We start from the raw sequence: 14159 nt of genomic DNA, 5'->3' as shown, positions 1-14159 counted from the left end.
GGTCTTGCCGTGTGCGCAGGACAGCGCACACGAGCAAGCGGCGACCGAGCTTACATGGGTGAGGGCGCTTTGCTTGCGAAGCACTGCTTCGCAAGCGCCCGAACGCACAGCCGCCAGCGGCTGGGCCGGGCCCCGGAGGGGGACTTGCAGCGTCCCCCGCAACCGGACCCACCCCGCCATCCCTCAGCAGGCCCGCTGTTGCTGTTGCTGTTGAGGTTGCCGGCCAGCGGCCGGCACTACCCGCGGGTGCCGGGTGCAACCCGGCCGCAAACCCCATCCCTCAAAGCGGCAGCTGGGTCGTCTGCTTGATCCGCTGCATCGGAATCTCCGTCTTGGTGTTCTGCACCCCGGCGATCCGGTTCAGGTGCTGCATCTGGAACTGCCGGTAGGCATCAAGGTCCGCCACCGCCACCCGCAGCAGGAAATCGCAGTCACCGGCCATCAGATGGCATTCCAGCACTTCCGGGAACGACTTGATGCTGTTGATGAAGTGATTGGTGGTGTCCTCGTCCTGCCCCCGCAGCCACACCCGCACGAACACCGTGAAGCCACGGCCCACCTTGGCCTCGTTCAACAAGGCCACATAGCGGTCGATGTAGCCGCCCTCCTCCAGCAACCGCACCCGGCGCAGACAGGCCGACGGCGACAGCCCGACCAGGCGAGCCAGCTCCAGGTTCTGCAGGCGACCTTCGCGCTGCAGGGCGTCGAGGATGCGCCGATCGAGGTTGTCGAGCTGGTACTGCATGGAATTTCACCCGTTTCGCTTCTGGCCGCATGAAATATCAATCATCCAGAATCAAGTGGCATCAACGCAACCCGATTTCGTGATTGGACCGCTAGCATGGGCCACCCCCACCTTGTTGTGCCGTTCCATGGACGCCCGTACCACCCTCCCCCCGCCCGCCACCTGCGATACCGCCCCGCGTGCCGAATTCCTGCGCGGCCTGCGCGCCGCCGTGCCGGTGATGATCGGCTTCATTCCGTTTGCCCTGGTGCTCGGTGCGCAGGCGGCCCAGAAGGGCCTGAGCGCACTGGAAGTACCGCTGATGACCGGTCTCAACTTCGCTGGTGGCTCGGAGTTCGCCGCCGTCGAACTGTGGACCTCGCCACCGCACATCGCGCTGATCGTGGCCATCACCGCCCTGGTCAACAGCCGCCACCTGCTGATGGGCGCCAGCCTGGCCCCGCTGCTCCAGCACCTGCCGCGCCGACGCGTGCTGCCGGCCCTGTTCTTCATGTGCGACGAAAGCTGGGCGATGGGCGTGGCCGATGCGCGCCGGCGCGCGCTTGGCTTCAGCCTGGCCTACTACCTGGGCGTGTCGGCAGGCCTGTACACGGTCTGGGTGGCCTGCACCGCACTCGGCGCGATCATCGGGCCGCTGTTGGGCGACATCCACGCCTATGGTTTCGACATGGCCTTCCCCGCCGTGTTCCTGGTGCTGCTGCGCGGCATGTGGCAGGGCATGAAGGCGGCGCGGCCGTGGCTGGTCAGCCTGGTCGTGGCCGCCGCCACTTATCTGCTGGTCCCGGGCGCGTGGTACGTGGCCAGCGGCGCACTGGCCGGCCTGGCCGCCGCCTGGCTGCTGGCGGAGGACGCAGCATGATCTTCAATGGCCTGATCCACTGGACCTCGGTACTGACCATCGTGCTGATGGCCGCCGCCACCTACCTGACCCGCATCGTCGGCTTCCTGGCGTTGCGCAACCGCACCCTGAGCAAACGTGCGGTGACGGTGATGGAAGCCGCGCCGGGCTGCGTGCTGATCTCGGTGATCGCCCCGGACTTCGTTGCCGACAAACCCGCCGACCTGGCCGCGCTGGCCATTACCCTGCTGGCCGCCACGCGGCTGTCGATGCTCCCGACCGTGCTGATCGGCGTGGTCTCGGCGGGTGTGTTGCGCTATCTGGTGGGGTAGCTACCGGTACGCCGGGCAACGCCCGGCGCACCGTAGTGGCGCAGCAGTGCAATCACGCGCTGCTGCTTGCCGCCAGCAGGCACAGGCTGCGCGGCGGCAGCGTCCAGGCGCCTTCCTCATCCGGCTCCAACGGCGTTTCGTCGGTCTGCAGGAGTACGCGCCGGAACGACAGGGCGTCGTCTGACACACAGAACCGCTGCGGCTGCTCGCCGGCGTTCAACAGCAGGGCCAGGCTGACATGCCGCCCGGGCTCGCGCAGGCCACTGTCCGGACTGCGACCGTCCAGCACGATCAGCAGCGCACGCAGCCCTGCGTCATGCCAGTCCGCTTCCTCCATGCCGCGACCATCGGGATGCCGCCAGTCGATATCGCGCAGGCCCAGCGACTCATCGTACTCGCCGCGCAGGAACCGGTTCCGGCGCAGCAGGCCGTAGCGTCGGCGCAGTGACAGCGCCCGCCGCACGAACGCCACCTGCGCCTGTGCAGCCGGCAATGCTGCGCGCTCCCAGTCGATCCAGCTCAGTGGATTGTCCTGGCAGTAGGCGTTGTTGTTGCCCTGCTGCGAATGGCCGAACTCATCCCCGGCGAGCAGCATCGGCGTGCCCTGCGCGAGCAGCAGCGTGGCCAGCAGGTTGCGCATCTGCCGCGCACGCAACGAAAGGATCGCCGCATCATCGGTGTCTCCCTCCACGCCGTGGTTGCTGGAAAGGTTGTGCGAGTGGCCGTCACGGTTGTCCTCGCCGTTGGCCTCGTTGTGGCGATCGTTGTAGCTGACCAGATCGTGCAGGGTGAATCCATCATGCGCCGTCACCAGATTGATGCTGGCCGACGGCCGCCTGCCGTGGTGTTCGAACAGGTCGGCCGAGCCGGTGAAGCGCGTGGCAAACTCCGCCAGCTGCCCGCCATCGCCACGCCACAGCGCGCGCACCGTGTCGCGGAAGCGGTCGTTCCATTCGGCCCAGCCCGGCGGAAACTGGCCCAGCTGGTAGCCGCCCGGGCCGATGTCCCATGGCTCGGCAATCAGCTTCACCTGGCTCAGGATCGGGTCCTGGCGTACCGCATCGAGGAAGCTGCCCGAGGCGTCGAAGCCATGCCGTTCGCGGCCGAGGATGGTTGCCAGGTCGAAGCGGAACCCATCCACCCGCATCTCGGTCACCCAGTAGCGCAGAGAGTCCATGACCATGCGCAGCGCACCGGCATTGGTCAGGTCGAACGTATTTCCGGTGCCGGTATCGTTGATGTAGTAGCGGCGATCATCGGCCAGGCGGTAGTAGCTGGCGTTGTCGATGCCCTTGAAGGACAGCGTAGGGCCCAGCTCATTGCCTTCGGCGGTGTGGTTGTAGACCACGTCCAGGATCACTTCGATGCCGGCATTGTGCAACCGCGCGACCATCTGCTTGAACTCGGCCACGATGCCCAGCGACAGGTAGCGAGGCTGCGGCGCGAAGAAGCCGATGGTGTTGTACCCCCAGTAATTGCGCAGCCCGCGCTCGAGCAGCTGCTGGTCATCGACGTATGCGTGCACGGGTAGCAGTTCGATGGCGGTCACGCCCAGATGGCTGAGGTGGTCGACCACTGCGTCATGGCGCAGGGCAGAGAAGGTGCCACGCTCGGCCTGCGGGACATCGGGATGCTGCATGGTCAGCCCGCGCACATGCGCTTCGTAGATCACGGTCCGGTCCCAGGGCGTGGCAGGTGCACGCTCGACACCCCAGCTGAAGGCCGGGTCGATCACGGCGCAGCGCGGCATGTAGCTGGCGCTGTCGCGGCGGTCGAAACTGAGATCGCCATCGCGGTGACCCAGGGTGTAGCCGAACAGGTGGGGGGCCCACTTCAGTTCGCCGACGATCTGCTTGGCGTAGGGGTCCAGCAGCAGCTTGTTGGGATTGAAGCGATGGCCCTCTTCCGGCGCATACGGGCCGTGCACCCGGTAGCCGTAACGCTGCCCGGGCCGCACGTCCGGCAGGTAACCATGCCAGATCTCGTTGGTGTACTCGGGCAGCGCGATGCGTTCCACTTCGCGGTTGCGTCCATCGAACAGGCAGAGTTCCACCCGCGTGGCGTGCCGCGAGTACAGCGCGAAGTTCACACCCAATCCGTCCCAGGTCGCCCCCAGCGGGAACGGCCGGCCTTCGCGCACCCGCGAGGTCTGCGTCCACTTACGGCTCGCCATCAGTGCCCTCCTCCCCGCGCGCGGCGGCAATCTCGGCTTCCACCAGCCGCTCGGCCATGTGCCAGTGCCGTTGCTGCTGGTCGTCCGGGCGCCCTTCTGCCTCCCAGATCTGGTGGGCAAGTGCCTCAATCCGCTGCCGTCGTTCCCTGCTGTCCATCCCTACCTGTCTCCTCGTTGATCCATATCGCCAACGGGCTGCCAGCCAGAAGCCCGGCCACGTCCGCGGTTGCGTTGAAATGTTCGATGCGCCCGTCCAGGACATTGCGCATGGGGCCTGCCGGCAGCCCACGCAGCGTCACGCCGCTGCCGACGTCGCGCGGAATGTGCAGGCTGGGCCCCGGCATGGTGGTGGGCGAACTTCGCCGTACGACCACCAGCAGCACCTGCGCCTGATGCCTGCGCGTGAACGCCAGCCACGGCGAGCGCGCAGGCGCGGACAGCGGCTGCAGCGCGCCGTGCAGGAAAAGATGCGGGTGCCTGCGGCGGCAATCGAGCAACTGCCGGAGCAGGAATGCCTTGATCCCACCGTCCCGCCAGTCATCCAGCAGCGCGGGCCACCCGCGCGCATCACGCAGCCACGCGTGCCGCGCCGGATAGTCCACCGCGTACCGGTTGTCCGGGTCCACCAGGCTCAGGTCCCAGCCTTCGCCGCCCTGGTAGAGGTCGGGCACGCCGGGCAGGCAGTGCTGCAGGCACAGCTGTGCCAGGCCGTTGCAGGCGCCCGCCGGCGCGATGCGCGCCACGAACGTCGCCAGCGCCTCCCGCACCGGCTGCAATGGCGCTCCATCCAGCAGCGCGTGCAGCCACTGCGCGGCGGCCTCCTCCACGGCCACGTTGGGATCGGACCAGCTGCTGACCCGTTTACCCTCGCGCAATGCCTTGGTCAGCCATTGCACCATCCTCGATGCGAAGTCGGCGCCGGGGGTACCGTGCATCGGCCACGCGGCGACGAGCGCCTGCCATAGCGCATAGGTCTCGGCACCCGGCAACGGCATCGGCGCGCCGGCGTGGGTCGCCATCCGGCTCCAGCGCCGCACCGCGTCCCGCCACTCGACCGTGCAGGTACTGAGAACCGCCAGCCGTGCCCGGCTGTCGGCCCCGCGCTTGTGATCGTGGGTGGCCAGCGCAAGCAGCGCCCTGAGATGGCGCCGCAGGCGCCCGGCTGCATGTTCCAGCAGCTCGCGCCCTTCCATGCCCAGCCGCTGCGGATCACTGCCGACTTCGTTGCGCGACAGCAGCCTGAAATAGCGATAGAACCCGGTATCTTCCACCGACTTGGCATTCAGCGGCGCGGCCAGCTGCCCGAACCGTACGCGCAGCTCGGTTTCAGCCGGCGCCTGGCCGGGAAGTGCCTGCAGCAGCAGATCCAGCGCGGCGCGTGCGGCACCGTCCAGCGCCTCGCGCGCAGCACCGGCAGCGTCCACCAGCGCCTTTCGTTCACCCGCCCCCTCCAGCGAATAGGGCCGGTAGGTGCGGTAATGCCGCAGCAATGAAGCCAATGCGCGTGCCAGCGCAGCCACTCCGATATCGGCCTCGGCCAGCCGGGGCTGCAGGACCTGCTGCGCACTGCGCAGCAGCCGCTGGAAGTCTGCGTGAAGGCCCTGGCGCAACATCATGCCGCGAGCGTCCTGCTGAATCCGGTCAAAGCTGCGCGAGTCACCGCCCAGCGCCTGCCACGTGCGCGAGAGCGCGGGGGCAGCCGCCGGATCGTGCAACCAGGCACCGGTCTGGTCCATGAAGTCATAGCCGGTGGTACCGTCGCAGGCCCAGCTGTCGGGCAGCTGCTCGCCCTCGGCCAGTATCTTCTCCACATGCAGGCTCACCGCCTGCGGATCACGGTCGCCGGCCGCGCACGCCGTCCTGATCGATTCACGCAGGCGCTGCAGGTAGGCGCCCGGACGCGACAGGCCATCCACATGGTCGACGCGCAGGCCGTCAACCCATCCCTCACGCACCAGCCGCAGCGGCAGCGCATGCACCGCCTCGAACACGTCGTCGCGCTCCACCCGCAGCGCGGCCAGTTCATTGATATCGAAAAAGCGCCGGTAATTCACCTGATCGCCCGCCGTGCGCCACCAGGCCAGCCGGTAGTGCTGCCGCTGCAGCAGGGTATGCAGCCGTTCAACGCTGCGGTTGCAGCGCTCGGCCCACGCCGGCCACTGCGCGGGGTCCAGTGGATGGCTGCGCGGCGACAACGGCAACGCCAGCCCATGATGGCGCAGCACGGGCCGCGCCTTGTCCACCACCACGCGCACGACGCCATCGCGCACCGCGTCGTGCAACGGCCGGTCCAGCACAGGCAGCCACAGCCGGCCCTCGCAGCCCGGCGCCTCCCAGTCGATGTCAAACCAGTCTGCGTGCGGGCTCCGACGCCCGTGCATCAGCACATCGCTCCACCAATGGCTGTGCGGGGAAGCCGCCAGATGGTTGGGTACGATGTCCAGAATCAGGCCCATGCCGTGCGCCCGCGTCGCCGTAGCCAGTTGCCGGAAGGCTTCTTCGCCGCCCAGTTCCGGATTGATGCGGGCCGGGTCGATGCCATCGTAGCCATGCGTAGACCCGGGCAGCGCGGCGGCGACAGGCGACAGGTAAAGGTGGCTGACGCCCAGCGCGGCGTAATACGGCACCTGCGCCGCGGCGGCCCCGAGGTCGAAGCCTGCATGCAATTGGAGGCGCACGGTGGCACGCAACGGAGTCATCGCTGCTCCTTCCTCCGCGTGGCGCTGAACCGGGCAATACGCGCGTCGGCCGCGTCCTGGTCCCACGCCAGCGGCAGCCGTCGGCGCCAATTGGGATGGCCGTCGACGGTGCCCGGCAGGTTCACCTGCGCGCGACTGCCCAGGGCGTCTTCCAGCGGGAGCAGCGCCAGCCGTGACGATGCGTGCGCGACCAGCGACAGCGCACGCGCTTCAAGCGTGGCCCCCTCGCCCCGGGCGACTGCGGACAGCGCCTGGACCTCTCTGGAGCGCGCGTGCAGCGCCGACGGAAGCCCGCTCAGCTCACCCAGGCGGGCACGCCAGCGCAGGTCGCGCCCGTGCAGCCAGCCGGACAGCGGTGGCAGATCATGGGTGGAGGGCATGGCCACCGCATCGCGGCGCCACCGTGGCGCCGGCAGGAAGCGCTCACCGTTGCGGGCGAACGGCAGCACCTCGATGCCCAGGATGCCGCGGGCTGCCAGCCGCTGGCGAACGCCCGGCGGCACCACGCCCAGGTCTTCACCAATCAGCACGCAGCGATGCCGCCACGATTCCAGCACCAGCAGGTTGATCAGATCATCGAACGGATAGCGCAGGTAAACGCCCTGCCCGGCGCCCGCCCCGCGGGGAAGCACCCACAGGCGCTGCAGGCCAAGGATATGGTCGATGCGCAGCCCGCCACGGCCGGCCATCACAGCGCGCAGCACGCGGATGAACGGCTCAAAGCCCTCGCGCTGCAGGGCGAAGGGTGACCAGCTGGTGATACCCCAGGCCTGGCCCAGCGGATTGAACGCATCCGGCGGCGCGCCCAGTTCAAGGCCCTGCAGCAGTTGGTCGCCGCCGGTCCGCGCCTCGACGCCCTGCGGTGCGCAACCCACCGCCAGATCCGCGATCAGCCCGATCGACGCGCCGTCGTTGCGCAATCCCGCCTGCACCTGCGCCCAGCCCTGCCGCGCCAACCATTGCGCAAACGCATGGTCGTCGGCGCTTCCAGTGAACCGGTCGGCGGCGTGCTGGCAATAGCGCAGCAGGGGTTCGCCTTGCGCATCGCGCCACGTCTGCATCTGTTCGCACTGTGCCGGCGCCTGCTGCCGCAGCCACTGGTGCACCTGGCGCAGCCAGCGCCACTTCAACGCCGCCGAGTGCGGCCAGTCGATGCGGCGCGCTGCGGTGGCGGCTGCAACTGCCGTCGCCAGTGCTTGGTCTTCAGCCAGCACGGCGTCGGCTGCCTCCGGCAGTACCTGCGGCAGGGACACCTGCAGTGGATCGAGCCAGTGCCGGTCGCTGGGCGAATAGGGGCTGTAGCCTGGCCCAGGTGGCAAGCCGGCATGCAGCGGGCTCAACGCCACTGCATCGCCGCCGTGACGGTGCAGCAGTTCGCTCCATCGTGCGCAGCCGGCGCTGTCACCGATGCCAGCGTCGCAAGAGGCGCGAAGGCTGTAGACCTGCGCCGACAGGCCCCAGCCGCGCAGCGTGCCCTGCGGCCACCAGGCACGTTGTGGCGCCACCGCAACCGCCTGTTGCCGGTCGCCCCGGCGCCACTGCCAGTAACCCGGCTGGTCCGGCACGCGCCAGCGCCCTTGCGCATCGGCGCGTGCCGGCAGCACGGCGCCATGCTCATCCACCCAGCACGCTGCGCCGGCTGCGTCCGGCATCGCCAGCAGCTGTCCACAGCAGGCCGTGCGCAGGCCACCGTGCTCGAGCGCTGCATCGCCCCGCAGCCCCTCCAGCACCGCGCGCAGCACGTCCGGTGCGACCTCGCGCTCGACACCGGCCACGTCGGTCCAGCGAACCAGCAGGCCCGCGCGCCGTGCCGCCTCCAGAACCGCCGCATCGGTCCTCATGCGGCGACCCAACAGGCAAGCACGCCGCCGCCTGCGGGCAGCAACGTGGCAGCATCCGGCCCTACAACGTGCTCCCCGGCCGGCATCGCATGCACCACCGGCGACGGGCCGACATTGACCGCGATCCACCACTGGCCCGACGGCAGCTGCCAGCCCGCCTGCACCGCGCCTTCGCCCAGCACGCGCGCACCCAACGACCGCGCCTGCAGCAACCCGGGCTGCAGATAGCGCCTGCGAAGTGCCAGAAACCCGCTCGTGCAGTGCAGCCAGTGCTGCGACCAGTGATCATCGCCGGGCGGCGACGTGTAGGACGCCTGCAGGGTGGCCGGGTCGTTCGGGTCGGGAATACGCGCGCGCGCGGCGGCGTCGGCAAAGGCGCTGAAACCAGCGAACTCGCGGCGACGCCCTTCGCGCACCGCCTCGTCCAGCGGCGGCGCGTAGTCGGTGAAGAACAGGAACGGCGATTGCGCCTGCCACGGTTCGCCCATGAACAGCAGCGGGATCATCGGCGTCAGCAGGGTCAACGCCAGCGCCGCACGCAGCCGCGCAGGATCGGTCAGCATCGACAGGCGCTCGCCGAGAGCGCGGTTGCCCACCTGGTCATGGTTCTGCGCGAATACCACAAAACGCGCGGGCGACAGGTCGGCGCTGGGTTCGCCGCGGGGATCGCCGCGCAGGTCCGGTTCACCCTGCCAGGCGAATCCTTCGGCCAGGCAGCGCGCCAGCAGTGCTTCGGCGCGACCGGCATAGGCCGCGTAATAGCCCTCCTGCTCGCCGGTCAGCATCACGTGCAGCGCATTGTGGAAGTCATCGTTCCACTGCCCCTGGTAGGCGCCGCGCAGCCACCGCGCCTGGTTGCGCTCGTTCTCCAGCACCAGGTGCGCGTGCGGGGCCACCGCACGTACCTCATCGGCCAGCTGCTGGAGGAAACGGTCATCGTCAATGGCGTGCACCGCGTCCAGGCGCAGGCCATCGAAGCCGTAGTCGCGCAACCACATCAGCGCGTTGTCGATGAAAAAGCGCCGCACCCAGGGCTGGCGGAAGTCGATGGCCTCGCCCCACGGCGTGCTGCGGTCGTCACGGAAGAACCCGCGCGCGTAGTCGCGCAAGTGGTTGCCCTGTGGTCCGAAGTGGTTGTAGACCACATCCAGCAGCACCGACAGCCCTGCATCGTGCGCCGCTTCGATGAAGGCCCTCAGCGCTGCCGGCCCGCCATAGGCATGGGCCGGCGCATACGGGAACACGCCGTCGTAGCCCCAGTTGCGCTGGCCGGGAAACTGCGCGACCGGCATCAGTTCAATGGCGGTGATGCCCAGCGCGGCCAGCATCGGCAGCTGCGCGGTCAACGCCGCGAAGCCGCCGCCGGCCTCGATGTGTGCTTCATAGATCACCAGATCCTGCCAGGCATGCCCGCGCCGAGCGGGTTGCGCCATGGCCGTGTCCAGCACGACCGCGCTGTCTCCGTCGATGCCGTCCGGCTGCCAGCGCGAGGCCGGGTCGGGCACGTCCTGGCCGGAAGGAAGGCGAAAACGGTAGCGGTCGCCATGCGATGCCGGTGTCCGCAGCCAGTGGCAGCCGTCCGGGTCACGTTGCATCGGCTGTTGCGTGCCGCGCAGGCACAGCGCCACCATCCTGGCGTCCGGTGCCCACACACGGAACTCCACCCTGTCACCAGCCACAGGCCATGCGCCCAGGCGCGGCGTTACTGCCGTCATGCATCAACCTGCAGGTACAGCGTGGAAAGCGGCGGCAGCGTGAGCCGCAGCGACTGCGCGTGGCCGTGCATCGGCCTCGACTCGGTATGCACTGCACCGAGGTTTCCCGCATTGCCGCCACCGTAATACGCGCTGTCGGTGTTGAGCCGTTCGCTCCAACGCCCCGGGTGCGGCACGCCGACCCGGTAGCCGTCGCGACGTACCGGAGTGAAGTTGCTCACCACCAGCAGGGTGCGGCCGCTACCGGCCGGATCCCGGCGGATGAAGGCGTAGACGCTGTTGCGGTTGTCATCGGCCACGCTCCAATCGAAACCCCGCTCGTCACGCTCGTCGCGATGCAACGCAGGTTCGGCGCGGAGCACGCCGTTGAGGTCTCGCACCAGGCGCGACAGGCCCTGGCCCTCACTGCTGGCCGCCTGTGCCCAGTCCAGTACCGCATCGTGCGACCACTCGTGGCCCTGGCCGAACTCGCCGCCCATGAACAGCAGTTTGCTGCCCGGGTGCGCCCACATGAAACCGTAGTACGCGCGGAGCTGGGCCAGCCGCTGCGCCGGCTCGCCCGTCATCTTGGCCAGCAGCGCTCCCTTGCCATGCACCACCTCGTCATGCGACAGCGGCAACACGAACCGTTCGGAGAAGGCGTAGACCAGGCCGAAGCTGATCTCGCTGTGGTGATGCTGGCGATGGACTGGATCGCGTCCCAGGTACTGCAGGGTGTCGTGCATCCAGCCCATGTTCCATTTGTGGGTGAAGCCAAGCCCGCCCTCCTCCACCGGCGCGGTCACCCCCGGCCACGCGGTGGATTCCTCGGCGATCACCAGCACATCCGGGAAACGCTCACGCAGCGCCTGGTTCATCCGCCGCAGGAACGCGACCGCCTGCAGGTTCTCGCGCCCGCCCTGCTCGTTGGGTATCCACTCCCCCTCGGCACGGCTGTAATCCCGGTACAGCATCGACGCCACAGCATCCACGCGCAGACCGTCGATATGGAACCGCTCCACCCACTCCAAGGCACTGCCGATCAGGTAGGCAGCCACTTCGTTGCGGCCGTAGTTGTAGATCAGCGTGTCCCAGTCGGCGTGCACGCCTTCGCGCGGGTCGGCATGCTCGTACAGCGCGGTGCCATCGAACCCGGCCAGGCCATGCGCATCGTTCGGGAAGTGCGCGCTCACCCAGTCCACGATCACTCCCACGCCGGCCTGGTGGCAGCGGTCCACGAAGCGTGCGAAGGCCTGCGGCGTGCCATGGCGTGCCGTCGGCGCGTAGATCCCCAGCGGCTGATAGCCCCAGGAGCCGCCAAAGGGATGCTCGCTGACCGGCAGCAGCTCGATGTGGGTGAAGCCCAGCCCGGCCACGTAGGGAATCAACCGGTCGGCCAGGGCGTCCCAGTCCAGCGGCGCGCCCTCGTCGCTGCGCTGCCAGGAGCCGGCATGAACTTCGTAGATGGACAGCGGTGCGCAGGTTCCGGCCTGGCGCCGGGCCTCCAACCAGGCGTCATCGTGCCACTGCATCGGCGCCGCCGAAGGCACCCGCGAAGCGGTGGCCGGTGGCAGCTCGGCCCAGCGCGCCATCGGATCGAACTTGTCGGGCATCACCCGGCCGTCGGCGCCGACGATGCGGAATTTGTAGCGGGCACCGGCCTGCACGCCCGGCAGGAACAGTTCCCACACGCCGGCGGTGTGACGCAGCCGCATCGGATGGCGTCGGCCATCCCATCCATTGAAATCGCCAACCACCGCGACCCGCTGGGCATTGGGTGCCCACACCGCGAAGCGCACGCCCGCGATGCCCTGCACCTGCATCGGCACCGCCCCCAGCTGCCGCGCCGCATCGGCATCACCGGCATGGAACCGCTGCAGCAGTGCTTCGTCCAACAGTGGACCGAACGCATAGGCATCATGCACCTGCTCCACGCCCTGTTCGAAATGCAGGGCAAGCAGCGGTATCGCCGCGTCACCGGCCGCGCCCTCGAACAGGCCGGGCAACGGGCCAGGAGACAGGTCCCAGCGTTGCCCATCGTCTGCAATCACCTCGACGCGCGGCGCGTGCGGCACCAGCACGCGCAGCTGGCGTCCGCCTTCTGGCTGGCGATGCGGGCCCAGCCAGGCAAATGCATCGGCCGGGCGCGCGTGGACGAGGTCCTCCAGCGCCGGGGCGATACGCTGATCCAATCCCGTCTCCGTGATCGCTTCATCCTCCAGGGCGGCCAGATGCAGGCTGTCGTGGCTCATGCGGCCACCTGGCAGGTCTGCTGGTACAGGGCCAGATACGCGCGACCGGCCGCATCCCAGCCACCCGGCCGCAGCATGGCGGCGCGGCGCATGGCCTGCAGCAGGCCCGGCAGGCGGAAGGTGCGCATCGCCCGTTCCACGCAGCGGCGCAGGCCATCGGCATTGGCGCCGTGGAACAGGAATCCGGTCACGCCATCCTCCACCGTATCCACCAGCCCGCCGGTCGCGTGTGCGATGGGCAGGCAGCCGAAGCGCTGCGCGTACATCTGGCTCAGCCCGCAGGGTTCGAAGCGTGAAGGCATCAGCAGGAAATCGGCGCCGGCAAACATCTGGCGGGCCAGCGCTTCCTCGAACCCGATGAACGCGCCCACCCGCCCCGGGTAGCGGCGGGCCAGCGCCTGCACCTGGGCTTCCACCTGCGGCTCGCCACCGCCGATGATGACCAGCTGGCCGCCGGCCGCCACGATCTGGGGTGCCACGTCGCAGGTAATGTCCAGGCCCTTCTGGTGCACCAGCCGCGAGACCACCGCGAACAGCGGGCCGGTCGACGGCGCCAGGCCGAACGCCTTGCGCACCGCATGCGCGTTGGTGGCGCGCCCGGTCCACTCACCAATGCCGAAGTGGGCCTTGAGATGGATATCGCGGCGCGGGTCCCAGCTGGCGTCGATGCCGTTGACGATTCCACTCAGGTGCCCGCCGGCCGCGCGACGCGCCAACAGATCATGCAGCCCGCAGCCGTCATCCGGGGCGGTGATCTGCTGCGCGTAGCGCAGGCTGACCGTGTTCAGGCGCGTGGCGTTGGTGATCCCGCCCTGCAGGAACGACATCTGCCCGTGGAAGTGCAGTTCATCCAGGTGTTCGGCCGGCACGCCCAGCACGGGTGCAAGCGCGTACGGAAACAGCCCCTGGTAAGCCAGGTTGTGGATCGTCAGCAGGGTCGGCACGGCCGTCCGGTCCCAACGCACGTAGGCGGCCGCCATGGCCACCGGCCAATCATTCAGGTGCAGCAGCTGCGGCGACCAGTCCAGCCCGGCACGCCCGGCCGCAATCTCCGCAGCCGCATGCGAAAGCGTGGCGAATCGAACCGCGTTGTCCTTCCACTCCTGTCCCTGCCCGTCCACGTAGGGCGAGCCCTCACGCTCGTACAGCTCCGCCGACAGCAAGACGTAGATCGGAAGGCCGTCGGCCTGCACCGCCATGCCGATCGTGCACGCTGGCAAGCCGGCCCGCGCGCTGACGTGCCCCACCCGCTGCAGCTGTGGCAGGCGCTGCAGTACCTCCGGGTAGCCGGGCAGCAGCACGCGCGAATCACACGCACCGCGCACCGCACGCGGCAGGGCCGCAGCTACGTCGCCCAGGCCACCGGCCTTGACGAAGTCCGCCATCTCGGTGGCAACGAACAACACCCGCTGCACCAGTTCCGGCAGCTCCAGCGGTTGCGAATGGCCGCGGCGGGTACCGATCGGCACGGGCGTGACCGGAGCGATCGCAACGGGTGAAGCGGACTGGGTGGCGCGGGCCATGGGGATGATCTCGGTTGCTTCAGGCAGACAGACGCCAGCGGCGCCCGGACGGGCGCTGGTGC

Annotated in this window: 10 protein-coding genes; 2 read left to right on the top strand and 8 right to left on the bottom strand. The window is 69.0% G+C overall.

What is annotated here, in order from left to right; translation table 11 throughout:
* Positions 1-280 precede the first annotated feature (280 nt).
* Positions 281-745 (bottom strand): Lrp/AsnC family transcriptional regulator, encoded by a 465-nt coding sequence (locus tag AC5P9W_RS13210; RefSeq protein ID WP_495219298.1) that lies wholly within the window; start codon positions 743-745, stop codon positions 281-283.
* A 127-nt stretch (positions 746-872) separates the two neighbouring features.
* Between AC5P9W_RS13210 and AC5P9W_RS13205 the strand changes: the two genes are divergently transcribed.
* Entirely contained in the window at positions 873-1604 is a 732-nt protein-coding gene (locus AC5P9W_RS13205) for an AzlC family ABC transporter permease (protein ID WP_019659873.1), read from the top strand.
* Positions 1601-1915, top strand: coding sequence for an AzlD family protein (locus AC5P9W_RS13200; protein WP_111102601.1), 315 nt, complete (start codon positions 1601-1603; stop codon positions 1913-1915). Before AC5P9W_RS13205 ends, AC5P9W_RS13200 begins: the two co-directional genes overlap by 4 nt.
* Before the next feature lie 52 nt (positions 1916-1967).
* Here the strand turns inward: AC5P9W_RS13200 and glgX are convergent, their stop codons facing one another.
* From glgX to glgA, 7 genes are read right to left on the bottom strand one after another with little or no spacing between them, the layout of a single operon-like run.
* On the bottom strand, positions 1968-4088 hold the full coding sequence (gene glgX / locus AC5P9W_RS13195; RefSeq protein ID WP_155029670.1) for a glycogen debranching protein GlgX: 2121 nt from the start codon (positions 4086-4088) through the stop codon (positions 1968-1970).
* Positions 4075-4245, bottom strand: a complete 171-nt coding sequence (locus AC5P9W_RS13190) for a DUF2934 domain-containing protein (RefSeq protein WP_080352942.1) — start codon at positions 4243-4245, stop codon at positions 4075-4077. The genes glgX and AC5P9W_RS13190 overlap by 14 nt, the downstream gene beginning before the upstream one ends.
* Complete coding sequence (gene treY, locus AC5P9W_RS13185) at positions 4214-6787, bottom strand: malto-oligosyltrehalose synthase (protein WP_206621430.1); 2574 nt, start codon at positions 6785-6787, stop codon at positions 4214-4216. Before treY ends, AC5P9W_RS13190 begins: the two co-directional genes overlap by 32 nt.
* Positions 6784-8628, bottom strand: coding sequence for a 4-alpha-glucanotransferase (locus AC5P9W_RS13180; protein WP_111098114.1), 1845 nt, complete (start codon positions 8626-8628; stop codon positions 6784-6786). The genes treY and AC5P9W_RS13180 overlap by 4 nt, the downstream gene beginning before the upstream one ends.
* On the bottom strand, positions 8625-10343 hold the full coding sequence (gene treZ, locus AC5P9W_RS13175) for a malto-oligosyltrehalose trehalohydrolase (RefSeq protein WP_495219297.1): 1719 nt from the start codon (positions 10341-10343) through the stop codon (positions 8625-8627). Before treZ ends, AC5P9W_RS13180 begins: the two co-directional genes overlap by 4 nt.
* The gene (locus AC5P9W_RS13170; RefSeq protein ID WP_111098112.1) at positions 10340-12574 is read right to left on the bottom strand and encodes a 1,4-alpha-glucan branching enzyme; all 2235 of its coding nucleotides are present in this window, start codon (positions 12572-12574) and stop codon (positions 10340-10342) included. The genes treZ and AC5P9W_RS13170 overlap by 4 nt, the downstream gene beginning before the upstream one ends.
* The gene (gene glgA, locus AC5P9W_RS13165; protein ID WP_019659881.1) at positions 12571-14097 is read right to left on the bottom strand and encodes a glycogen synthase GlgA; all 1527 of its coding nucleotides are present in this window, start codon (positions 14095-14097) and stop codon (positions 12571-12573) included. Before glgA ends, AC5P9W_RS13170 begins: the two co-directional genes overlap by 4 nt.
* Positions 14098-14159: the final 62 nt, after the last annotated feature.

This window comes from Stenotrophomonas sp. YJH_SMC_33 (assembly GCF_059372295.1).
This window is presented reverse-complemented; position numbering and strand designations above follow the sequence as displayed.